General features: G+C 52.7%; 29 protein-coding genes. 14 read left to right on the forward strand and 15 right to left on the reverse strand.

Translation table 11 applies throughout. The features are described from left to right. Positions 1 to 403: 403 nt before the first annotated feature. From MMB48_RS06395 to MMB48_RS06405, 3 genes are all read left to right on the forward strand, one after another. Complete coding sequence (locus tag MMB48_RS06395; RefSeq protein ID WP_012577721.1) at positions 404 to 2,155, forward strand: sodium:solute symporter family protein; 1,752 nt, start codon at positions 404 to 406, stop codon at positions 2,153 to 2,155. Between the two features lie 33 nt (positions 2,156 to 2,188). Then, entirely contained in the window at positions 2,189 to 2,530 is a 342-nt protein-coding gene (locus MMB48_RS06400; RefSeq protein ID WP_012577722.1) for a hypothetical protein, read from the forward strand. A gap of 228 nt (positions 2,531 to 2,758) precedes the next feature. Then, the gene (locus MMB48_RS06405; RefSeq protein WP_176338721.1) at positions 2,759 to 3,136 is read left to right on the forward strand and encodes a transposase; all 378 of its coding nucleotides are present in this window, start codon (positions 2,759 to 2,761) and stop codon (positions 3,134 to 3,136) included. Between the two features lie 130 nt (positions 3,137 to 3,266). On the opposite strand, the gene MMB48_RS06410 is transcribed toward MMB48_RS06405, so the two are convergent. Next, the gene (locus MMB48_RS06410; RefSeq protein ID WP_016462930.1) at positions 3,267 to 3,596 is read right to left on the reverse strand and encodes a hypothetical protein; all 330 of its coding nucleotides are present in this window, start codon (positions 3,594 to 3,596) and stop codon (positions 3,267 to 3,269) included. A gap of 128 nt (positions 3,597 to 3,724) precedes the next feature. On the opposite strand from MMB48_RS06410, the gene MMB48_RS06415 reads away from it, so the two are divergent. Then, positions 3,725 to 3,973, forward strand: coding sequence for a hypothetical protein (locus MMB48_RS06415; protein WP_230581249.1), 249 nt, complete (start codon positions 3,725 to 3,727; stop codon positions 3,971 to 3,973). A gap of 31 nt (positions 3,974 to 4,004) precedes the next feature. On the opposite strand, the gene MMB48_RS06420 is transcribed toward MMB48_RS06415, so the two are convergent. Together MMB48_RS06420 and MMB48_RS06425 are read right to left on the reverse strand one after the other, a co-directional pair. Then, positions 4,005 to 4,811, reverse strand: a complete 807-nt coding sequence (locus MMB48_RS06420) for an Abi family protein (RefSeq protein ID WP_011068121.1) — start codon at positions 4,809 to 4,811, stop codon at positions 4,005 to 4,007. A 162-nt stretch (positions 4,812 to 4,973) separates the two neighbouring features. Beyond that, positions 4,974 to 5,228, reverse strand: a complete 255-nt coding sequence (locus tag MMB48_RS06425) for a hypothetical protein (protein ID WP_003829406.1) — start codon at positions 5,226 to 5,228, stop codon at positions 4,974 to 4,976. A 745-nt stretch (positions 5,229 to 5,973) separates the two neighbouring features. On the opposite strand from MMB48_RS06425, the gene MMB48_RS06430 reads away from it, so the two are divergent. Next, complete coding sequence (locus MMB48_RS06430) at positions 5,974 to 6,615, forward strand: hypothetical protein (RefSeq protein WP_032744538.1); 642 nt, start codon at positions 5,974 to 5,976, stop codon at positions 6,613 to 6,615. 146 nt (positions 6,616 to 6,761) lie between these two features. Here the strand turns inward: MMB48_RS06430 and MMB48_RS06435 are convergent, their stop codons facing one another. The 5 genes from MMB48_RS06435 to MMB48_RS06455 form a co-directional block, all read right to left on the reverse strand. After that, on the reverse strand, positions 6,762 to 7,097 hold the full coding sequence (locus MMB48_RS06435) for an SRPBCC family protein (protein WP_050496272.1): 336 nt from the start codon (positions 7,095 to 7,097) through the stop codon (positions 6,762 to 6,764). An 18-nt stretch (positions 7,098 to 7,115) separates the two neighbouring features. Continuing rightward, the gene (locus MMB48_RS06440) at positions 7,116 to 8,438 is read right to left on the reverse strand and encodes an ISL3 family transposase (RefSeq protein ID WP_032743809.1); all 1,323 of its coding nucleotides are present in this window, start codon (positions 8,436 to 8,438) and stop codon (positions 7,116 to 7,118) included. Positions 8,439 to 8,597: 159 nt separating this feature from the next. After that, positions 8,598 to 10,238, reverse strand: a complete 1,641-nt coding sequence (gene merA, locus MMB48_RS06445; RefSeq protein ID WP_080714717.1) for a mercury(II) reductase — start codon at positions 10,236 to 10,238, stop codon at positions 8,598 to 8,600. A 33-nt stretch (positions 10,239 to 10,271) separates the two neighbouring features. Continuing rightward, positions 10,272 to 10,661, reverse strand: coding sequence for an Hg(II)-responsive transcriptional regulator (merR, locus tag MMB48_RS06450; RefSeq protein ID WP_080714099.1), 390 nt, complete (start codon positions 10,659 to 10,661; stop codon positions 10,272 to 10,274). A gap of 537 nt (positions 10,662 to 11,198) precedes the next feature. Further along, positions 11,199 to 11,465 carry a DUF2992 family protein gene (locus MMB48_RS06455; RefSeq protein WP_234884535.1) on the reverse strand — a complete coding sequence of 89 codons (267 nt, stop codon included), beginning with the start codon at positions 11,463 to 11,465 and terminating at the stop codon, positions 11,199 to 11,201. A gap of 27 nt (positions 11,466 to 11,492) precedes the next feature. Between MMB48_RS06455 and MMB48_RS06460 the strand changes: the two genes are divergently transcribed. Together MMB48_RS06460 and MMB48_RS06465 are read left to right on the forward strand one after the other, a co-directional pair. Further along, positions 11,493 to 11,786 (forward strand): hypothetical protein, encoded by a 294-nt coding sequence (locus tag MMB48_RS06460; protein WP_032743759.1) that lies wholly within the window; start codon positions 11,493 to 11,495, stop codon positions 11,784 to 11,786. Between the two features lie 23 nt (positions 11,787 to 11,809). Continuing rightward, positions 11,810 to 12,271: a HipA N-terminal domain-containing protein gene (locus MMB48_RS06465; protein ID WP_019727563.1), complete on the forward strand. Its 462-nt coding sequence runs from the start codon at positions 11,810 to 11,812 to the stop codon at positions 12,269 to 12,271. 163 nt (positions 12,272 to 12,434) lie between these two features. On the opposite strand, the gene MMB48_RS06470 is transcribed toward MMB48_RS06465, so the two are convergent. The 3 genes from MMB48_RS06470 to yidC all read right to left on the reverse strand — a co-directional run bounded on the left by MMB48_RS06470 (position 12,435) and on the right by yidC (position 14,433). Next, complete coding sequence (locus tag MMB48_RS06470) at positions 12,435 to 12,794, reverse strand: carbon-nitrogen hydrolase family protein (protein ID WP_230581187.1); 360 nt, start codon at positions 12,792 to 12,794, stop codon at positions 12,435 to 12,437. Continuing rightward, the gene (locus MMB48_RS06475) at positions 12,787 to 13,407 is read right to left on the reverse strand and encodes an NUDIX hydrolase (RefSeq protein ID WP_080714697.1); all 621 of its coding nucleotides are present in this window, start codon (positions 13,405 to 13,407) and stop codon (positions 12,787 to 12,789) included. Before MMB48_RS06475 ends, MMB48_RS06470 begins: the two co-directional genes overlap by 8 nt. Positions 13,408 to 13,542: 135 nt before the next feature. Continuing rightward, positions 13,543 to 14,433, reverse strand: a complete 891-nt coding sequence (gene yidC, locus MMB48_RS06480; protein WP_136527143.1) for a membrane protein insertase YidC — start codon at positions 14,431 to 14,433, stop codon at positions 13,543 to 13,545. Between yidC and MMB48_RS06485 the strand changes: the two genes are divergently transcribed. The 3 genes from MMB48_RS06485 (at position 14,414) to MMB48_RS06495 (ending at position 17,136) form a co-directional block, all read left to right on the forward strand. Further along, complete coding sequence (locus MMB48_RS06485; protein WP_032743780.1) at positions 14,414 to 14,572, forward strand: hypothetical protein; 159 nt, start codon at positions 14,414 to 14,416, stop codon at positions 14,570 to 14,572. The genes yidC and MMB48_RS06485 overlap by 20 nt on opposite strands. 31 nt (positions 14,573 to 14,603) lie before the next feature. Further along, entirely contained in the window at positions 14,604 to 15,230 is a 627-nt protein-coding gene (locus MMB48_RS06490; protein WP_230581186.1) for an MFS transporter, read from the forward strand. Between the two features lie 328 nt (positions 15,231 to 15,558). Beyond that, entirely contained in the window at positions 15,559 to 17,136 is a 1,578-nt protein-coding gene (locus MMB48_RS06495; protein WP_032743757.1) for an amino acid permease, read from the forward strand. Positions 17,137 to 17,377: 241 nt separating this feature from the next. On the opposite strand, the gene MMB48_RS06500 is transcribed toward MMB48_RS06495, so the two are convergent. Then, entirely contained in the window at positions 17,378 to 17,617 is a 240-nt protein-coding gene (locus MMB48_RS06500) for a hypothetical protein (RefSeq protein WP_012577752.1), read from the reverse strand. 296 nt (positions 17,618 to 17,913) lie between these two features. On the opposite strand from MMB48_RS06500, the gene MMB48_RS06505 reads away from it, so the two are divergent. Next, complete coding sequence (locus MMB48_RS06505; protein ID WP_032743756.1) at positions 17,914 to 18,267, forward strand: DUF488 domain-containing protein; 354 nt, start codon at positions 17,914 to 17,916, stop codon at positions 18,265 to 18,267. 65 nt (positions 18,268 to 18,332) lie between these two features. Here MMB48_RS06505 and MMB48_RS06510 read toward each other — a convergent pair whose 3' ends face one another. Continuing rightward, positions 18,333 to 18,761 (reverse strand): hypothetical protein, encoded by a 429-nt coding sequence (locus tag MMB48_RS06510; protein WP_032743755.1) that lies wholly within the window; start codon positions 18,759 to 18,761, stop codon positions 18,333 to 18,335. Positions 18,762 to 19,078: 317 nt separating this feature from the next. Between MMB48_RS06510 and MMB48_RS06515 the strand changes: the two genes are divergently transcribed. Then, the gene (locus MMB48_RS06515; RefSeq protein ID WP_050496222.1) at positions 19,079 to 20,035 is read left to right on the forward strand and encodes a hypothetical protein; all 957 of its coding nucleotides are present in this window, start codon (positions 19,079 to 19,081) and stop codon (positions 20,033 to 20,035) included. On the opposite strand, the gene MMB48_RS06520 is transcribed toward MMB48_RS06515, so the two are convergent. Both MMB48_RS06520 and MMB48_RS06525 read right to left on the reverse strand, forming a co-directional pair. Further along, positions 20,019 to 20,345, reverse strand: a complete 327-nt coding sequence (locus tag MMB48_RS06520; RefSeq protein WP_032743753.1) for a hypothetical protein — start codon at positions 20,343 to 20,345, stop codon at positions 20,019 to 20,021. The two genes, MMB48_RS06515 and MMB48_RS06520, sit on opposite strands and share 17 nt — an antisense overlap. A gap of 50 nt (positions 20,346 to 20,395) precedes the next feature. Further along, positions 20,396 to 20,683: a hypothetical protein gene (locus MMB48_RS06525; RefSeq protein WP_230581185.1), complete on the reverse strand. Its 288-nt coding sequence runs from the start codon at positions 20,681 to 20,683 to the stop codon at positions 20,396 to 20,398. Positions 20,684 to 20,850: 167 nt separating this feature from the next. Here MMB48_RS06525 and rhuM point away from each other — a divergent pair, with 167 nt between their 5' ends. Together rhuM and MMB48_RS06535 are read left to right on the forward strand one after the other, a co-directional pair. Next, positions 20,851 to 21,468, forward strand: a complete 618-nt coding sequence (gene rhuM, locus MMB48_RS06530) for a RhuM family protein (RefSeq protein ID WP_235685094.1) — start codon at positions 20,851 to 20,853, stop codon at positions 21,466 to 21,468. A gap of 111 nt (positions 21,469 to 21,579) precedes the next feature. Further along, positions 21,580 to 21,921, forward strand: a complete 342-nt coding sequence (locus MMB48_RS06535; protein WP_032743752.1) for a DUF488 domain-containing protein — start codon at positions 21,580 to 21,582, stop codon at positions 21,919 to 21,921. Positions 21,922 to 21,924 lie beyond the last annotated feature (3 nt).

Genomic DNA, 21,924 nt, shown 5'->3' on the forward strand with positions numbered 1-21,924 from the left:
CCCCGGCGTACACACACGTCAATCATCACACAAAACCTAAATAATGTAAACACACCCTAACTATTCTGTTCGATGTTCATTTGATACGTATCGACGACCATACTCGGTTTGTGTGTTTTTGACGGTTTTTGTGAGGTTGTAATCGCTTTCCAAAATGGTGAATACGCTTCAGCGGGAGAAGCTCAATGTTCAAATGACACTGTGCCGGTCTCACGAAATGCAAGCAAGATATGCGCGATTGAGGCAAATCGTTTCAGAAGCATCCGGCAAAGCCGTGTATCGCCTCCTTGAAATTTTTTGTATTTGGGACTAATTTGTGCACTTGGCAACGCAATCAGTGACATTTGCTGTCTGATTGCTTACACCCACGCAAAATATATTCAAGGAAGAAAGAGGGAGAGGCATGATTGATCTTGCTGCTGGAGAATCCGCGATTCGCCTGTCGCTGAGTTGGGTGGATTGGCTGATCCTCATCATCTATTTCGCCATGATCGTGTGGATTGGTTACTCCATCCACAAGCAGCAGAAGTCCAGTGAAGACTTCCTGCTCGCCGGCCGTTCCATGCCGGCGTGGATTGCAGGCTTGGCATTCTGTGCCGCCAACCTAGGCGCCACCGAGATTCTGGGTATGGCCGCTAACGGTGCCCAGATCGGTATGCCGACCATCCACTACTACCTGATCGGCGCCGTGCCGGGCATGGTGTTCCTCGGCATCTTCATGATGCCGTTCTACTACGGCTCCGGCGTGCGCTCGGTGCCTGAGTTCATGTACCAGCGCTTCGGCAAGGGCGCGCACATCATCGTATCGCTGTGCTTCGCCGTCTCCACGATTCTGCAGGCCGGCATCAACCTGTACGCCATGGCCCTGATTCTTCAGGCCATGCTGGGTTGGACCCAATGGACCGCCATCATCGTGTCCGCCGTGTTCGTGCTCGCCTACATCACGCTGGGTGGTCTGACCTCCGCAATCTACAACGAGGTCATGCAGTTCTTCGTCATCGTCGCGGCCCTCATCCCGGTCACTGTCATCGGTCTGTCCCACGTGGGCGGCTGGTCCGGCCTGACCGCCAAGCTCGACAGCATGCAGGACTGGAGCGGTTCCATCCACGCTTGGGCCGGCACCGGCCTCGGCAACGTGACCAACCCGGTCGGTGGCGACTGGTTCTCCATCCTTATGGGCCTCGGCTTCGTGCTCGGCTTCGGCTACTGGACCACGAACTTCACCGAGGTGCAGCGCGCCTTCGCCGCGAAGAGCATGACCGCAGCCCGTATGACGCCTATCCTGGGCGCCATCCCGAAGATGCTCATCTGGATTATTATCATCATCCCTGGCCTGATCGCCGCCGCTACCGTGGGCAACCTGTTCGCTGGTGACCACCCGGTGCTGCAGTACAACGAAGCCATTCCGTACCTGTTCAAGATGTACCTGCCGAACGGCGTGCTCGGCGTGGCAATCACCGGTATGATGGCCTCCTTCATGGCCGGCATGGCCGCGAACGTCTCCTCGTTCAACACCGTGTTCACCTACGATCTGTGGCAGGACTACGTCAAGCCCGGCAAGGACGACAAGTACTACCTGAACATGGGCCGCTGGATCACCGTCATCGGCGTGTTCATCTCCGTGTTCACCGCTTGGATCGCCTCGCAGTTCGGCAACATCATGACATACCTGCAAACGCTGTTCAGCTTCTTCAACGCCCCGCTGTTCGCCGTGTTCATCCTCGGCTTGGTGTGGAAGCGCGTCTCCAACGTCGCCGGCACCGTCGGCTACGTGTGCGGCATTCTCGCCCCGCTCGTCACCTACATCCTGTACTTGCAGTCCGTCGCGGCCGGCAACCCGATTTTCGGTTCCGCCACCGCCGAGACTTGGTACGGCGCCATCATCTCCTGCCTCGCGACCTGGATCGCGGCGGCTGTGCTTACGCCGTTCACCAAGTCCAAGACCGATGAGGAGCTCGAGGGCCTGACCTTCGGCACCAACGGCATCAAGTACTTCAAGGAGGCCTCCGCCGAGGAACTTGAGGACGCCAAGCACGCCGCCAAGGAAGCCGGAAAGGATGTCTCTACAGTGAAGGTTCCGTGGTACAAGAAGCCGCTCATTCTCGGCTCCGTGATCTTCACCCTCGGTCTCGTGTTCTACATCCCGTTCTTCTAAACCGCAGGTGGAAAGATTTAAGGAGTGTATGAAATGACTGATGAAACGCAAGAAACCAAGAGCCTGCTGACCCAGGCCGAAAAGGATCAGGCCGTTAAGGCGGCCCGCACCAACGACCTGCGTCGTCTGATCGCGATCCTGTTCGTCATCTACGGTGTGATCGTGACGATCGTTGGCATCGTGGCACCGAACATGAACGGTGCCGACACCAACGGCATTGCGATCAACCTGTGGACCGGCATCATCATGCTGGTCATCGGAATCCTCTTCGAGGTGTGGTGCCGTGTCAAGCCGCTGTCGGCCGACGACATCATCGCCTCCGCCGAGGAGTCGGCGCGTAAGGCGCAGGTTAAGCACGAAGGCGACAAGAAGTGATTCTCGCCTGACCTTCGTCGGTCGAAACGGGTCCGTGATTGGACGTGGTTCATAACCGACGCAAAAGGGACCATCGGAGCAATCCGACGGTCCCTTTTCGTGTTCGTTGTGTGCATACAACGCCGAAATATCCCATCAGTCGCACTAGGGTGTGTTTACATTATTTAGGTTTTGTGTGATGATTGGCGTGTGTGTACGCCGGGGTATGGCATCACGCTTGACCGGTTCATGAGGGTCGCGCACCTGTTGCCGCGACAGAGGGGCAACGTGGCGGTCGACAACTACAGGTTCGTCAACGCCCTGCTGTGGATGTGCAGGACGGGAGCCCCGTGGAGGGACCTGCCGGAGTGCTACGGCAAGTGGATCACCGTCTGCCGGCGGTTCGACCGCTGGTCCGGGAACGGCGCGATGGAGCGCCTGTTCACGGCATTGCAGGAGGAGCGGATCATCGCCGTCGAGGTTCGGGTGCTCGCCATGGACTCCACGAGCGTGAAGGTCCACCAGCACGCGGTCGTGCCGCCCAAGAGGAACCGCACGGACCCATGGGACTACGACAGGCAGGCGCACAAGGGACGGAACATGGTCGAACGCGTCTCAACCGCATGAAGCACCACCGCAAGGCCGCCACCCGCTACGACAGGCTCGACGCCACCTTCCTCGCCAACCTCCAACTCATCCTCATCACCATCCAACTCAAAAACGCCAGCAAAACCAACTAGCGTAAACACACCATAGGTTACTTTCCCCGATACACGGCAGCGACGCCGAAGACAAATTGTATGATGAACAATCCCAGCAGGAAGATCAGAGCTCCTGGCCGGTACGTGCGGTAGAAGTCGACCATATCCGGCTGCGCCAAAGGCGCTGCCATGATATACACCAGCGCAGCGAACACGGCGCCGAGCGCGGAAACAACCAAGAACGCGCCTACGGCAAAACGCAGCAGGCCACGATCCGAGGTCCTCCGGCGCAGACCACGGCATCCCACGAAGACGAATACCGAGATCAGCAGGTAGAACAGCAGCCCGTACGTGGGCAGCATGTCGATAATCAGCAGATCGTTCATGGCATATCCTTTCGTGGCGCAATCCCATTCAACCTGCGCATGGCCAAAAGCGCAACATCGTGTCAAGTAATCGCATGATAGCAGGTTTTGTCCGGCTGCGACCGTGGCCACGATGAGCGGCATGGGACATGATGACATGGCCGGGGCTGCGGCGCGGTCGATCCGTATCGCCCGTATTGGACAATGATCCGTTCGCCCTGGATGCGATGTGCGCGATGATCTCGGCCGTTTCCAAGGACTTCCATGTCATGTGGGGCACGGGTTCGCCCGCGGTGGCGATCGAGCACTGCCATAACCCGCATACCAGGCCGGACGTGCCGGTGTCGGATCCTAAGGAATCTGTTGGTGTCGCTGCAGCTCATTGCCATTCCCACTGAAGAGATGATTGGCGAAAACGATACTCACTACCTATTCATTAGGCTTCAGCTCGTGTTCGAGCACAAGTTTCATCTTGCTGTTATCCATCAACCATGCGTGTAGGTCTCGGTCCAGGATCATCGCCAGAGCGAAGCACGCCTGCGTCGCATTCTCCAATGCAATCCGTCGATTCTCACCCGGCAGAGGTATGCCGTTGACAAGCGGCTCATGGTGAGCGACCCGATTACGCAGGGCATGCACTGTTTTTACGATATCCAGCGCGTACTTTCTCGTCCAGCGTTCTTCCACTGCACGGGCATACTGGCGCCCATTGGAGAATGTCTTATCGAGTCCTTTGCGCCATAAATCGTTCTCATAATCTGCACGGCGCTGGTCTGGCCACTTCGTGTGGATTGTTCCGCCGTCTTCCAAGAGATTGCGCCAAAATCCGAATGTCAATGACGCTATGAGATGGCCATGCGTATGATTTTTTCGCTGGTGCGGGGTGAGATGGTTCCACGCTTCACGAATCTGGTACTGGGTTCGGTCATCGAATTGTAGCCCTGCCATATACCAGTCTTCAGTGCCATTCTGCTCCAGAGCGAGGAGGGAGAGTTGCCGGTCCATGCGGTTGCGCAGAGCGACCTCGAGGATGGCGATGTCGCCCATACAGGCGCTGGCCATGTCGTGATCCCACAGGTACAGCTCTAGCGCTGGGCATGAACGTCTTTGAGCCTCATAATTGTAGGTGGCAAGCCGTTCATCGGTAATGCACGCGCGCAGCGCCTTCTCCCGCGGACTTCCTTTCCTTGGAGTCCGTGAGAGGAAATCAGTTGTTGAATTTGACTGTCGGCTCATGGCTCATTATGATATATCAAGAATTCCCCCAAAGGGCCTCTCCGGACGGTCTTCGACTCAGCCGTGATGCACTGGGGGTTTCTTTTTATCTGGATAATCGGGGCTTGGTTGGTCTGGGCTCTTCTTCAGGACAATCGCATATGTTTCGGGAGTGCTCAGCTTTCAGACGAGGCATTCGAAGAAATGCCATTCCGAGGAATCGGCATCATGGATGATGATCAGCGTGCCGCCCTCGTTGGTTATCTCCTTATGAGGCCGGTCGTAGAGCGCATCGAGCTGTGTTCCCAGGTTCAATCGCAGGGTCGCATCCGCTTCCTTGATTATGCGGATGTTCTCCTGGGGCAGTTGGCCACTGGAGTAATCCCTGCCGTCCAGAATGGTGCCGTCGACTTGTTCTGGGTCAGCGGCGACCTTCACGTACCGGTATCCGTCCCCATGAAAGCTTTCCTCGTCCTTGCTGACGATTGCCCGCGCATCCTCGGAAAATGAGATCGAGAACGTCTGCGACAGATTCGAAACCGGACTATAGCCCTAGTATCGAGTCCATCCGAACCATACTCCCGCCACTACCAACGCCGCGATGCCCAAAGCGATGATCGTTCCGGCCCGGCCACCAGCGGAAGGTTCACCTTTCCATACGCGGTTTCCCATCGTCGGCCTCCTAGCCTTAGCCGTAGGGTCTGCTAGATCAAAGTATGTATTACTGATTAGCGTGAGGTCGCCGCCACTACGTGAGCGGTCGAAAACCTCATGCCACCCGGCAAATCCGAGAAGCGGTCGGAGAACTATTCGAAGCCGTCAGCTAATCCAGTGTTGAACGTACGCGACGACACCCAGAAACGATCCTATACCCGCTCCGAGGAAGACGAATCCCCATCCCAACCAGTCAGCAAATCGATTGACCGGGGATTTCGCAAAGCCCTCCATCACCGAATTCGTTCCAGTCGACCCCTCCCCTGATTCATGGTTGTCCTCCTCGGCACCCCTACATAAAACCCGTTAGTCCAATTCAACTATATCTGTTTTTCGCCAGCTACAGGAGAGAATCGACTATAACTGATTTCCATGCGCTTCTTCAGAGAAGACAAGTCTGTTGGACACTTTGATGGACTAAAGGCCAGAACACAATGGCGCTAGATGGGACAAAAGGTACATTGGTCCTATGGCTAAGCGCAAACATATCGGCACCGTAATTCTCACGATACTGGTCGCGGCTCTGCTGGCGTCGGGCATTTCCGGCTGGCTGTTCTGGCAGTCGGTACAACGGGTGATCGGCGAGGCGCAGCAGGCGGGCGAATATGCGGCTGAAGCACAGCAATCCGTCGGGCAGGGCGACTTCAAGCAGGCGCTTGAGCAGATGGACAGCGCTGGCAGTCACATCGTCGCGGCGCGAGACGAAACCCAGGGCATGCTATGGCAGGCCGCCGAATACGTGCTGTATTACGGTTCGGACGTGAAGGCGGTGCGCGGCATGCTGGATGCGGCCGCCGACGCCGCGACCAACGCCCTGCCTAAGATCGACAGTGCCGCGCAGGGCACGCTGGTGGACTTCAATATCGAAGAGCTGCTGTCCGGCATGAACTTCTCCGACGGCACGCTTTCCATTCCCAAAATCGCTTCCATCAAGCAGGACCTGTCCGACGCCGGTGCGGTCTTGAAGCGCGTCAAGACGTCGATTTATGCGCTGCCGCAACCCCGCACGGAACAGATCACCGAAATGGTCAACCAGGGCAAGCAGGTAGTGGACCAAATCGATGAGACTTTCGACACCTTGAACACCATCGTCGAAAAGATTCCGGGCTGACGTTGGTTCGTTCTTGTCGTATATTGGCGTAACCTCCGCATAAGGCTAGTCCATACAAATTTCTTGTAATTCTGATAATTGTTCTAAAACAAATTGTAAATAATCTTTACTTGAAGCCATTTCTAAATCTCCAATCTTGAATTTTATTATTCCAATGCTTTCTTTAAGTCCAGAACAAATTGCTTTTGTTGTTTTTTCAAATAGGTTTTTACAAAAGGTTTCATAAACCACTTTTTAGGTATCACATTTTCTGTAAAGTCTATTTGTGTTTCATTCCCTTTGTCTGTAAAAATACCAATCCAGTGACCTTTCATGTTGCTATTATCCATATCAAATTCCCAGCGTTTATATGGTTCTACAACGGTAACGGTAAATGTAGTAGCATATCCATTTTTTGTGTATTCAATAAATTGTTTGTCATTTATTATTTCTGTTTTGCTCAAATCACTTCGCCATGAGTTATATTTATCGGGTATTCGGATTTTATGGTGGAAAAGGGCTTATAAATCACCCTTCTCCAAATTCTTAATAAGTGTGGAAAAATCGACACCTAAGTTGTCTGTAATGTCGTGATCATTCACTTCATGCCAATTGAAAGTATCGTATAACATAGCTTTATTGAAAGCACTTGAATTAAATCGTGGCTTACGCTTTTTATGGAGCTTCTCATTGAAAAGGATTTTGGCTCGTAAGGCATCAAACGAGTAACCTCTACCCATTCGCTCTACCTGCCTAATAATGCTGTTAATTGACTCCGTATAAGCATTAGTGAGCCTTTTATCAAAGTAGTTGAATATTTCAACATGCCAGTTGTCTACGGCTCTCACGAGGTCTTTATATGCGTCTTTAGAGTTGCTGGACATACAACGGTGTCTCCATTGACTATAACGAAGATGACCTTCATCTGGATCAGGAGTATCCCATATCCAGTAAAACTCTTCTTTGAGTTCATAGGCTTCTTTTAAAGCAGGAAGATTACCTAACCAAGTATCTAAGAGGAATGATTCACGTTCATTTAGATCGTGTTTACGCTTTAGAAGGATAAACCTTTCACGCATAAGGGTACGTCTTTCTTTTTGGCTCATATGGGCTTTCAAAGACTTTCTGACGTTATCTAAGGCTTGATTAGCCATTCTAACTACATGAAACTTATCTACGACAACTTTAGCTTGTGGAAGGATAGTGTTCACTGCGTCTTTGTAGGGCTTCCACATATCCATTGTGACGTACTCAATGTAAGTCCTGTCACTGATTTCTGAAAGACGTTGGATGACTGTTTCCTTGTTACGGTTAGGCTTGATGTCATAAATAGTCCTGCGTTCAATATTAGTCAATACAAGCCGAGGTCTACGGATAATATGTATCTCGTCTATCCCAAGCCACTTAGGAGTTTCAAACTGGTATTCACGTTCTTTGAGTGCCACATAGTCCTTAAAAACGTTCCTAATGGTTTTCTCGTCAACACCAACGCTTTCTGCGACTTCTACAAAGGTCTTAGACATGGATTGCTCTTGAATGGACTTTAAAAGCCTTTTGGTCATACTACGCTTTTCATCTACAGATATTAGGCGTTCCCAGAAGGTAGATCCGCATTCACGACACTTGTATCGTCTACGGTTCAATTGTAAGCCCACTCGCTTTAAACGAATGGGCAAATCCATAATTAGTTGATTTCTTGAACTGTGTTTGTACAACTTGTCAAAACCACATTTAGGACAACGTTCAGGTGGTCCGACTGCTTCAACTTTAAACATCATATCGGTTTCATTTTCTTGTGGCGGTTCTATTGTTTTAATGTCTGGTAGGGATAATAAGTCTGACATATTATTCATCCTTTATTACTCTGCGGTGTTAAGGTATCAATTATAGATTTGATGTCGAAATCATCAGTGTTAAATTATTTTTGTGACCACAAATGCACTTAGAAAATCCCTTAAAGCATTAGCTGGTTCACTTGAATAGGGAGTTGTAAAAAAGTTCCCTTAGCCTGCACAACAAGATAATTTCGAAATATCTTTATCGAACGTAAGTGCAACTAATTTTAGCCCTTCAGCCATTGTTAAATATGGTGCTAGGGTTTCTGTTAAATCTTCTATCGTTAAGCCAAATTTAACAGCTAATGATGCTGCATAGATGACATCTCCTGCATTTTCAGATACAATATGAACCCCTAATACTTTTAGTGTTTCTGCATCTGCTACTAGTTTAAATACACCGGTTGTTTCACGGTTTACAATTGCTCTTGGAACAGCATCTAAAGGTAATACAGATGTCTTCACATCATACCCTTTCTCTTTTGCTTGTTCTTCTGTTAAACCAACCGTTGCAACCGTCGGATTCGTAAACGTAACAGCAGGAACTACCGATAAATCTATTTTTTTGTTTAATCCACCAATAGCATTATCAGTAATAATTCCACCTTCATAGGCTGCTACATATACAAATTGTGGTCCTAAAGTCACATCTCCTGCTGCATAAATCTTTTCATTACTTGTTTGACCAAAATCATTGATCAGGATTTCATTATCTTTTCCAGTTTCAACACCTGCTGCACTTAAATTTAAAGAATCCGTATTTGGTTTTCTTCCAGTGGCAACAAGTAACTGATCTGATTCAATGACTTCTCTACTGCCATTTACTGTTACGTAAACCCTTTTTATCTCTCCACTTTGTTCAACACGCTCAAAAGTCGCCCCTTTGACAAGGTTTATACCCTGTTCAATTAACGCTTTTTCAACTGACTCTGAAATCTCAGGATCATACTCCTTTAAAAGTCGCTCACTTCTTTGCATAAGCGTTATTTCTGAACCTAAATGATGAAATAGTTGTCCAAGCTCCATTCCAATGTATCCTGAACCAATTACAGTTAATCGTTTTGGTATTTTCTTTAACTCAAGAAGTGTTGTACTAGTTAAATAGTCCATTTTTTCAAGTCCTGAAATTTGGGGCAACGAAGGCGATGCACCTGTTGCAATTAAAAAGCGTTTTGCAGATAACTTTGTCCCATTGACCTCAACCGTACTAGCATCAACGAATTTTGCTTCACCTTTAATTAAATCAAAATTATATTCATCAATTAAATCCATATATTTTTGATTCCGAAGTTCGCTCACCAATTTATCCTTTTGCGTGATTAAACTAGCTAAATCCACTTCTCCAGCGGATGTTTGTAAACCTATAAACGGATTGTCTTTTGATAAATGATTGATTTCCCCTGCCCTAAGAAGAGTTTTTGACGGAACACAGCCAATATTCACACAGGTTCCCCCAACCGTTCCACGCTCAATCATTCCAACTTTTGCACCGTATTCTATAGCTTTAATTGCCGAAGAAAAGGCAGCAGCACCAGAACCAATAATAAGAAGGTCATAATTGTCTTCATTAATTAACGCCACGTTTTCTAGTGATGATACTTCTTCAATTTCTCCGGCTTGGTAATTTGCTTCATCAATCGCCTTTATTGCACTTTCAACCTCAATATCATCGGGCAGTTCAAATACTGCTTCACCACGACGATAACTAGACTCAATATTTTTAGCACCTATCTTTTCAAGTGCTGATTCTACGTGTTTTTCACAACCCGTACAAGTCATTCCTGAAATGTTTACCTTAAATTTATTCATAAAAAAGCTCCTTTCGTTAATTAATCTCTCATGTTATAATGTTTCTATTATTGGACACGAATGTAATTTCTTTTCATCTGGACATCGTTGTTTTAAGTCGTCTAACATAGTTTCAATTCGTTTTAAATCCTCTATTTGTTTTTGCACTTCCTTTTGTTTTTTAGAAACAAATTCGAACATATCTTGACAACGAACTTCATCTTTATCTACAACACCAAGTAATTTATAAATCTCGCTTAAAGAGAAACCAAGTTCCTGTATTCGTTTAATAACCCCAACACGCTTAACGTCATCATATGAATATATCCGATAACCAGCTTCCGTTCGGTGAGGTTCTTGTAATAAATTTTTTCGCTCGTAATATCTGATCGTTTCTTTATTAACTCCACATTTATCTGCAAACTCACTAATGCGATAAATCATCTTATTTCACCCCCTGAATATTATAAACCATGTACCATAGTACACGGTCAAGTAAATTGGACTATTTTATTTTTTTCCCAAAGTATCACTCGTATGTGATTGATACTTTTATATAATACTATTGATTTTCCTAACATCCCACCAGAAAATCCGATTTAAACACCAGTTGTTTTTAAACTATTAAGAAAGTAATTCCACTATATATTCCGAAGACCCTATTTATCAACAGCTAAAACAATGTTCCAAACTTTTTGAATATCATTACTAATAATTGTATTTATATTTGAAATTGCCACTTTTTCATTTCCCCTTTTTAAATTACCGTTTATCGTTTTTTCATATCCACATTATAACATTCTCATATCAGCACTACAATAAAATTTTATGCTCCGATAATCTTATTGAACAGCTCTAACAGACACCATGTCATCACTCCGATCTGAAATTTTGGCAAGAAAAAGCAGTCAATCATAAGACTAACTGCTTTGTGTAGATATGAACTTATAAAATATTTAGTTTATGATATTGCAACATCATTTAATGTCCTCTGTGTTTTGCTTTTTTCTTTTGTTGCTTCAACTTAAACTTTTGTTCTGCGTCCATTTGCTTTTTATGTTTGGAATTAGATTTATATTCTTTTTTTAATTCATGTTGTAATTTTAAAGCTTGTTGCGATTTTGTCCCAATTCCATTGTTCTGTAATTGTTTCTTTACATCTCTAAGAACTCTTTTAGGATTTTTCTTATCTTTTTTTACAATCGTTTCAACTGCTGGACTAAATTGTAAATCATAATAATGTTTCAACACAAATTTGGGATAGGAGGTGCCAATATGCCGACACGCACACCAATCCCGGTCAGTCGGGCGATGCGTCAGATATCCGCCAACCTCAATTTGGCGCGCAGACAACAGCGCATTCCCGTAGCCTTGCTGGCCGAGCGGGCTGGATTATCCATGCCAACGGTCACCAAAATGCTGCGTACGGGTAATGGCAGCTTTGAGAACTTCCTCCGCATTGCTCGTCTGCTTGGACTGCTGGACGGCGTACAGCAAGCGACGGACCCTCTTAACACAGATATCGGCAAATTACGCGCCGACGAAGACACTCCGAAACGTATTCGATAGTACAGCAGGAGGCGCAACACATCATGGAAGCAATCGTCACCCTGCAGTTCAACGGCACAGACGTCACCGTCGGGAAATTATTCACCAGTATCAGGCGCGGCATCGAATCGGCACATTTCACATACGATACGGCCTATATGCGCTCTTCAAACGCAGTATCCCTCTGTCCAGAGATGCCCCTCTCCCCCGGAACGTTCCCGGCCGAGCATAATGCGATGCATCGCATCTTTCAAGACTGCATGCCGGATCGTTGGGGCAGGAACCTCATGCTTCGTGCAGAACATCAAGATGCTCGTTCGGAGCATCGCACAGCACGCACACTATTTGAGGGAGATCTCTTGCTATCCGTCAACGATGAGACCCGACAAGGCGCATTGCGCTTCTGGAACAACGACGGTGACGCGCTAGCTCCCAGTGAGACCGGCGGTCCAAGAGAAGTGACCATTCAGTCCCGCATCCATAGCAATGATGAGCAGCTGCTTTGAATCCGGCATTGCGCGGCTTCGCGAAGCAAACGCACAATGACTTCACATTCCCGCCTTGCACCAGCTGGCTGCAATCTGCGTACGGTCATGTATCTGTAGGCCGGCACGAATGCGGCTGATGGGTGCGGCGAATCGTGACATTGCTTATTACCCATTCGCCCCTTCAGTCGTACCATTCGGGTCGTCGCAGTTCCAGGAATGTCCGCTGTTTGCGCGCTGCTGCGGTCTGTGTGAGATCGATGTCGGCGATAATCAACTGTTCTTGGTCGTCGGCCTTGCTGACGACGTTGCCGTACGGGTCCACCACCACCGATTGGCCGGCGAACGTCACATCGCCTTCCTTGCCGACCCGGTTGCACATGACGATGGCCACCTGGTTCTGCATGGCCTGGACACGGATTTTCCACAGGAACGGCTTCGACGGTTCGGCGTCAGTGTTCGGAACCGATGCTCGCCGTCGGCACGATGACCAGGCGGCGCCGCGCAACGCGCATGTGCGGATGCCTTCACGGGGTTCACTCAAATAGCGTCATCCAGTCGGGATCGCGGTGGGCCGCAAAACACATGGCGATTTGTTCCGCGGTGTTTCTTGTTTCCGAAAGACGCGGCAACCGGTCTTCCTCGAAGTAGCGGATTTCCGTCGTTTCGATGTTGGCCGAGAACCAACCGCCGGCGCGGCTGCACAATACGAAGAACTTGAGCACCCCGTACGGATAGGTCAGCGCGTTGTGATTGGCGCAGTCCTGCACCGCGATGAGTCGCTCGCCCCTCACATCGAGCCCAGTCTCCTCCTTGACCTCCTTGACGGTGTTGGACCGAATGGACTGGTTCTCGTCGACCCAGCCTCCGGGCAGTGACCATTCCCCGCTGTTCTCATGCGTCATGAGGATCCTGCCTTCCTCATCGAAGATGGCCGCACGAGTGTCGAGTTTCGGCGTCGGATATCCGGCGCTGAGCAGTCGACTCACCTGTCCGGCCGGCGCATCAACCTGCGTGGAGAGCATGTCGGCCGCCATCGCGCGGATACGCTCGTAGCGCTCCCGGTCGAAGGGGTCCTTGCAGTACATCAGTCCGGTCTGGGCCAGCGCCTGCAATTCTCGGGCCTGTTCCAGTAACGTGCGGTTCGTGGCCATCATCGTTCATCCTGTCATCGTAAGGTCTTGGATCCGTTTGCGCTCAGGCATCGCAGCGTAGTGCAAGCAGTATAGCACTTCGAACCGTTCCGGGGACGAGGGTCTCAGCGCATCCCCCGTAACCTCTCCCATGTGCCATCAACGCTTGGCGAGCTGCACGTTCTTGCGCTGTCTGCGATTGCGGCTGGCGACCGACTTTTCACGCTCGCGGCGCACGTGGGCCTCCTCACGCGCGGCCGCCGCGCGCTCTTCTTCCAAAGACGGCAATCCGGAGGCGGCGCGGCGCCGGTTCTCCCGCTCATGGTCGCGTTCGGCCTTGCGCTCCCCCGCCTCGGATCCGGGCGCCGGAAACCATCGCAGTTGGCAGAGCGTCTGGCCGAAGTTCCACAGGTTATTGGTCAGCCAGTACAGCAGCACGCCGAACGGCAAGGTGCCGCCCGACACCACGTAGATGGCCGGGAACACAAACGCGGTCAGCTTCTGCGTGCGGAACTGCGGTGAATCCATGGCGTCCTTCGGCGTATTGCGATGGATGAGCAGCCACTGCATTGCGAACAACATCAGACACATCAACGCCACGGCCACGCCGATGACGACGTGCGACTGCGGCGAGACGACCGTGCCGAACGAGTCGGCGATGCGCACGCCGAATATGGACGATGATTCGATGTCGCCCGCCATGACGCGGTCGATGCCGCTCAACGGTTCCGCATTCCCGGCGGCGCTTGCGGGCAGGGATTGCAGCGTGTAGAACAGCGAGCACAGAATCGGCGCCTGAATCAGCGAAAGCAGGCATGAACCGAGCGGATTGGCGTTATGCCGCTGCTGCAAAGCCATAATTTCACGTTGCATGGCTTCTTTGGAACGCGGATCCTTACGCGCGGCGTACTTGCGTTGGATACGTTGGATTTGCGGTTGGAGCACCTGCATACGCTGCGTCGCGCGCATTTGGGAGAAGAAGAGAGGCAATAGACAGATACTGATGATGAGCACGAGGCACATAATCGCGATGCCTAAGCTGTGCGGCACCGTCTCCTCCTTCTACGGCGGCGGCATGGTCGTCGGCCAGCCCATCGGCACCATGATCGGCTCTCGCATGATCAACAATGCGCAAGCCGGCTTCATCATCGGCGCCGTGATCATGGGCTTCCGGATTCGTGGCGCTTGACATCTGACCTCGCGAGGAATCCTCAAAGGACATGGAACGCACCAAGATGACGCTCAAGGATCTCGCTGTCTCCTTCCACTTCCCGAAGTTCTCCACCTCGCGTGACTTCTACAAGGCGTTCGGCTGCCGAGTGTGCATGTTGCTCAGCTACCAGATGATCTCCGTGTACCAACTCTACATCGTCGAGGATTACGTGCACCAGACCAAGACCGAGGCTGCCAGCACCATCGCCACCATGTCCATCATCACCATGGTCGTTTCCCTGACCGCTTCGCTGATCTCCGGCCCGATCTCCGACAAGATGCACACGCGCAAGGTACCAGTCATCATCGCCTCGCTGCTGTTCGCGATTGGCACCGCGATGCCGTGGATCATGCCGAGCGTCACGGGCATGTACCTGTATGCGGGCATCGCCGGCTTCGGCTACGGCGTGTACTCAGCCATCGACCAAGCGCTCAACGTCGACGTGCTGCCGAACAAGGAAGAGGCCGGCAAGGACCTCGGCATCCTCAACCTGGCCACCACGCTCGGCCAGGCGGTGGGCCCCACCATCACCTCGACGGTAAAGACCGCGACCGGAGCTTTACGCCTGCATTCGCCATCTCCATCATCATGGCCGTGTGCGCCGCCGTGTTCGTGCTGCGCATTCAGAAGGTGAAGTAGACGCTGCAAAGTGCCCATCTCCGTTTCGAGGGGCTGATTTTGACTTTGCGGAACATCTATCTCCGTTTCGAGGGGCTGATGCCAAAGTAGCTACTGGTCAAAAACAACGGAATGACGTTGGAGTAATGCCATTTCTATCCGCGATCTGGCAGTTGACCAGCCCCCTGAAACGGGAGTAGACCTCCGACAAGCACGAAATCAGCCCCTCGAAACTGAATTTGGCTCAATGCATCGCCCGGTGTAACTATATCCCCGGTGCGGGTATACTATTTCGGGCCGTCACGATGACGTCCACGGAACGCACGCATGGCAAAGAGAGAAGCATGAGTCAGCCCGATACCGACATGGCAAAGCAGTCGCCGTCCTCGCAACAGGAACCGCAGATTCAGACGGATGGCCGTCAAAACCAGCCGGAACAGGTGAACCAACCAGCGCAAATCAGCCAGTCCGAGTCGCCACATGACGGCAAAGGCGAGCACGCGCTGCATACCAACCTGAAGCGCGGCATGGAGTCGCGCCACCTGCAGATGATCTCGTTGGGCGGCGTGATCGGCACCGGCCTGTTCCTGAGCTCCGGATACACCATCCAGCAGGCGGGCCCCATCGGCACCATTCTGGCGTATGGCATCGGCGCGTTGATCGTCTACCTGGTCATGCTCACGCTCGGCGAACTGTCCGTGGCCATGCCGGTGACCGGTTCCTTCCATGTGTATGCCGAAAAGTTCATCGGCCCGGGTACCGGTTTCGTGATCGCGATCCAATATTGGCTCACTTGGACGGTGGCTCTCGGCTCCGAATTCACCGCCGCCGGGCTGCTCATGCAGCGCTGGTTCCCGAACAGTCCCACATGGGCGTGGAGCGCGGCGTGCATCACACTCATCTTCACTCTGAACGCCTTGTCGGTGCGTTTCTTCGCCGAAGCGGAGTTCTGGTTCGCTTCAATTAAGGTGTTCGCCATCTGCGCGTTCATCGTCATCGGATCGCTCGCCATCTTCGGCGTCATCCCGGTCGCCGGCTACCAACATGCCCCGATGTTCGGCAATCTCATCAAGGACGGCGTCTTTCCCAACGGCTTCATGCCGGTGTTCGCGACGATTCTGACCGTCAACTTCGCGTTCTCCGGCACCGAGCTCATTGGTGTGACCGCCGGTGAGACGCGCGACCCGGAAACCGCCGTGCCGAAAGCCATCCACACCACCCTGTGGCGTCTGGTGCTCTTCTTCATCGGCTCAATCACCGTGATGTGCGCGCTGATTCCGTGGCGTCAGGCCGGCGTGGGCGAAAGCCCGTTCGTGCTCGTGTTCAACAGCATCGGCATCCCCTATGCGGGCGACATCATGAATTTCGTGGTGCTCACGGCCGTGCTTTCCGCCTCGAATTCCGGCCTGTACGCTTCCACGCGCATGGTGTGGTCGATGGGTAACGAAGGCATGATTCCGCGCTGGTTCGCCAAGACGAACCGCCGAGGCGTGCCGATGCTCGCATTGTGCGCCGCGATGGCGGGAGGCCTTCTGGCGCTGCTCTCGTCCGTGGTGGCCGCCTCGACCGTGTATCTGGTGCTGGTGGCGCTGTCCGGCCTGTCCGCCGTGGTAGTGTGGATTGCCATCGCTTACTGCCAGATTGTGTTCCGCCGCCGTTGGCTGGCATCTGGCCATTCCGCTGATGAACTCAAATACCGCACGCCTGGCTACCCTTATGTTTCCTGGGCGGCGTTCATCCTGTGCACCGCATCGTTCGTGCTGGTGGTTTTCGATGCCGAGCAACGGTTCGCGCTTGTGGCTGAGCTCGTGTTCATCGTAGTCTGTTACGGCATTTACTTCCTGCAACAATGGTGGCGGAAACGCAGAAAAGCGTCTGACAGCGAAGACGATCTATCCATGCCGTGGGCCAATCAACACTGATTGAACGATTACATTTTGTTCCGGGTTCCAGCTCCGGTTCTTTGCCTTGCGGATTGCGTATATCCGAACAATAGATACAACACAATAAAAAGCCATATTTGATTGGAATGCCGTCCATCCCCATTCATAGGTCAATAGAAGGCCGGCAAACAGATAATAAACCGCGAGGGGCGGTGATGTTCGGATGATGATAACCGAACGCCACCGCCCCTCGCACTCATTGCGGGATCAAAGCCACGAATCAGCTCTCCGCATTCTCGCGGAGAGCCTCCTTGGCGTCGTTCTTGACCTCAGTGGCCTTCTTGGCGGCCTCGGCTTTGGCGACATCCGCCTTGGCTTTGGCCTCGTCGAGCGCATCCCCGGCCTTGTCCACCAGGTCAGAGGCCTTGTCGGTAGCCTTGTCTTTGATATCGCGGGCCGTATCGGCAACTTTGCTGCCGGCCTGTTTGGCAAGATCCTTCGCATCATCGATCAAACTCATGGTTGCTCCTTAGTACATGTGTGCATGGAACTACTGAAATTGCTGACAATACTGTTCGATTATTCTTGAGTTGTGGTGAGCCTTACTTGCGACGTTCCCGCGCAAATATCCAGCTCACGAATAATTATACATAGCGTGAGTGAATGGAATCCGTCAACTCGGCAACCATCAAATGAATTTCAACGGCTCATGCAGACTGCAATCTCAATGGTTCTCCACATTCCCGCAGCAACGGATTGCTCCTTGCCGTGCGCCGCCTCTTGACTTTTTATGAGCACGCGCCAATCATGGAATATATGGGGATTGCAATCAAGCGCATATATGAGGAGCCGGCAGCATCGGACGGGTTCCGCGTGCTGGTGGACCGCCTGTGGCCGCGCGGCATGACAAAGGAGCGCGCGGCCCTGGACCTGTGGCTGAAGGCCGTCTCCCCTTCTCCCTCGCTACGCAAATGGTTCGGCCATGACCCCGCGAAATTCGCGGAATTCCAAGCCCGGTACGTTGCCGAACTTGACGCCAATACCGTCGTCGAAGACCTGCGCTGTATCTGCGCGGAGCATCCCGACGTGACGCTGCTGTATGCGGCCAAAGACCCGCAAGTCAATCATGCCTTGGTACTGCGCGACTATCTCAATGAGTCACTTCAATAATCGGTAGCACAAGCAAATGTTCAAAAACGACATTCGCTTCTCGCGGCGATTTCGAATTCCAAAGTTCACACCAACGGCTTGCGTACATCCAGTTCGCAAGTGATGCCAGTCTCCTTGCGAGCCCATTCCGCCGCCTGCAATGCGGCGATGTTCCAGAGCGCGTGCGGCACACCGCCGAGATCTGGATGGGAACCCCAGAACGTGATGTCATCGGAGTATGCGGTGATGACCGAATCCTCCGTAACCGGCATAATCGTGTGGTAAAGCCGATCGGCCAGCGTGGACACGAATTCATTGGCCGCGGCAAACGTGTCGATGAGATGCTGCTCGGCAGTCACCGGCGGGCCAACCAGCTCCCAGGATTCGACATCCGTAGCGCTCCATTGCGCGGCCTCGCCGTCCACCTCGCGCTGCAGTGAAACGAACAGCCTAGCGAACTCGTCCGAGGTCAGTCCCGTAACCCGGCGTCGGGTTGACAATTCAATCGGAGTCATCAACTTCTCCTTTCCATGTATTTATGCATCATATGCTCTTAAGGGTCAAATTCGATTCATGCGGACGAACGAATCCATCTAGTAAACGAAAAGCATGGCTGCAATGCATTACAGAATTGACTCAAGATCCCCAGATGAATGCTTTTTCTTGTAAATCGGATATACTGGCGCGAGAACAGTGCGAGAAAGAGGCGAGGATGATCGAGAAACAATCGCGGAACCAAACGGCAACATACGCCAACCTGCAGAACGACCAGTCCGGTCAGCCACAGCAAGGCAAGCCGCGCAAGCCGTCGCTGCATGCACGCTGGAAAACCATGGGCCAGGCCATGCGCATGGAGATCCGCGAGCATAAAAGCTCGTTCGCGGTCTACGCCGTGCTGCGCATACTGGTGCTCGTCATGGCCGTGCTCCAGTTCTTCAACGGGAACTATGAGAACGTGTTCCTGTGCATCCTGACGTTGCTGCTGCTGTTGGCGCCGGCGTTCATCCAAGTGCGGTTCCGCATCGAGCTGCCTTCGGTGCTTGAGGTCATCGTGCTGGTGTTCGTGTTCTCGTCCGAGATTCTTGGCGAGATCAGTTCGTTCTATGAAATCTTCCCGTTCTGGGACACGGTGTTGCATACGATGAACGGCTTCCTCGCCGCGGCGATCGGCTTCTCGCTGGTCGACCTGCTCAACCGGTCCAGTCGGGTGAAGTTCGAGCTTTCGCCCCTGTATCTAGCAATCGTCTCCTTCTGCTTCTCCATGACCATCGGCGTGATCTGGGAGTTCTTCGAATTCGGCATGGACCAGATGTTCGGGGTCGACATGCAGAAGGACGCCATCGTACACTCCATCAGCTCGGTGATGCTCGACCCCACGCACACCAATCACGTGATCCACCTCAACGACATCACGCAGGCCGCGGTCAACGGCCACGACCTAGGTCTTGGCGGGTATCTCGACATCGGTCTGATCGACACGATGGAGGATCTCATCGTCAACTTCATCGGCGCGGTCGTGTTCTCCGTGTTCGGCTTCCTGTATGTGAAGAACCGCGGCAAGAAGGACTCCATCATCAGTCGTTTCGTGCCGCAACGCAAGTCCGCCGACCGCGACTATCTGCGACTGGTGATCGATGGCGGGAGCGCGGCTGATGCCAAGGCCAAAGCCGGCGGTGTCAACGCTGACGATAGTGCTAACGCCAGTGCGGCCGGCACTGATTCAGCTGATGCAGCCGGAGCCAAAGCCGGCAATGCCGACGCCGCCCCGACCGTCACCGCCAAGCCTTGAGCACGTTCTGCGGCACTTTCGAAGCGTCGAGACGGTAGTGCCCGGTGACCGTCACGTGCTTCTTAAAGGCGAAGTAGTCGTTTCCCCGCTGCTGCTGCGCCATGTTGTGAATCACATACGGTGCACGCCCCGCGGTCAGCCGTGACACACTCGCCGATAACTGCGACTGCAGCACGCCGCCCAGATGGCGTACCACCAACGCGCCGCCCACCGTCAACGCCATGATCAGCACGATGGCGACGATTCGCCCTGTTCGCCGCCCGGCCCGTCGGCCCGTCTCATATCCCGTTTCCGTCAGATGCCGCGCCATCCCCGATTTCGCCTCGCCGTGTGATTCGATGATTCATGAACGTATTCGGGTCACACTGTGATCGTCCGACCCGCCGCCCGCACCTCCCAATCCGCCCGGTGCTTGAACTTGTGGGGCTTTGGCGGTATCGCGACCGCAGCATCGCCATGCTCATCTCCAGCCATCAGCTCAACGAATTGCAGGAGTTGTGCGGGTGATTCCTGTTCATCAAAGGCGGCCGGCTTGCGGACGAATTCGCCGGCGAACAGAAGCGGATCACGGTTATCGAGCTTGGCCGGCCGCTCGGTGTCGCGAAACGTGCGGCGGTCGCGGCTTTGGATCCGGCCGCCGTCATTCATACTGATTCTGCCGGCCGTGAACCTGTTCAACTCCGATTTCATGAAAGTCAGCGGAAAGACCGGTTCGGTGAGTGTGCTGGATTTCCTCGCTGGCGAGTTCGTCGTACAGAACATGCTGATGCTGCCACCCGGTTCTCGACCGGCAGTACGAGAGCGCGGACCACACCGTGCACCTCGATGTGAAGGTAGACGAGGACACGGTGTGGCTTAACAGACAGCAATTGGCATTGCTGTTTGGCCGCGATATCAAAACAATCGGCAAGCATATCGGCAATGCATTGAGGGAAGAGCTCAATGGATTTTCAGTTGTCGCAGAATTTGCGACAACTGCATCTGACGGTAAGACATACCAAGTCGAGCATTACAACTTGGATATGATCCTGTCGGTCGGATACCGCGTCAAGTCCAAGGAAGGCATCTATTTCCGGCGATGGGCCAACTCAGTTCTGAAGCAGCATCTCGTTGATGGTTATATCATCAATCGCAAGCAGCTTGACGCACTTCACGCCGTCGTCAAGGTGCTATCGAGGTCCACCGAACCGGAAATTGCTGGCACCGCCGAGATCCTGGAACGATATTTGCCGAGTCTTGTACTGCTTAACGACTATGGCACAGGTGTGGGCGTCAGCGTCGAGGAAGCGATCGTTCCCATCGCCCATCTGATCGACAACCCGCCGCACGCGGCGCTGTCAGCGTTCATCAAGACCAAACCCGTCGATCTCACTATGAACACCTTCGACAGGGGCAAGGCGGTCCGGTTGGACGATATCACCAAAAGCTGCTGAATCGCTAGCTGTCATAGCACAAGGCCTTAGGCAGAACACCCGGAAATCGAATGGGTAGATGGATCGTGTCTCCCCTTGACTTCCGGCAAGCGCACGCCAATCATGGGGCGTATGGGTATTGCAATCAAACGTATATATGAAGAGCCGACTGCGTCGGACGGGTATCGGGTGCTGGTGGATCGCCTGTGGCCTCGCGGCATGACGAAAGAGCGTGCGGCGTTGGACCTGTGGCTGAAGGATGTCGCTCCCTCTCCCCTCCTGCGCAAATGGTTCGGCCATGACCCCGCCAAATTCGCGGAATTCCGCACGCGTTACATCGCCGAGCTCGATGCCAATGCCACAGTGGACAGTCTGCGCCGCATCTGCGCGCAACATCCCGACGTGACCCTGCTCTATGCCGCCAAGGACCCGCATATCAATCACGCCCTCGTACTGCGCGATTATCTTGATTGAATA

Source organism: Bifidobacterium sp. FKU, from assembly GCF_026016385.1.
In the GTDB taxonomy this organism is placed as follows: Bacteria; Actinomycetota; Actinomycetes; order Actinomycetales; family Bifidobacteriaceae; genus Bifidobacterium; species Bifidobacterium infantis.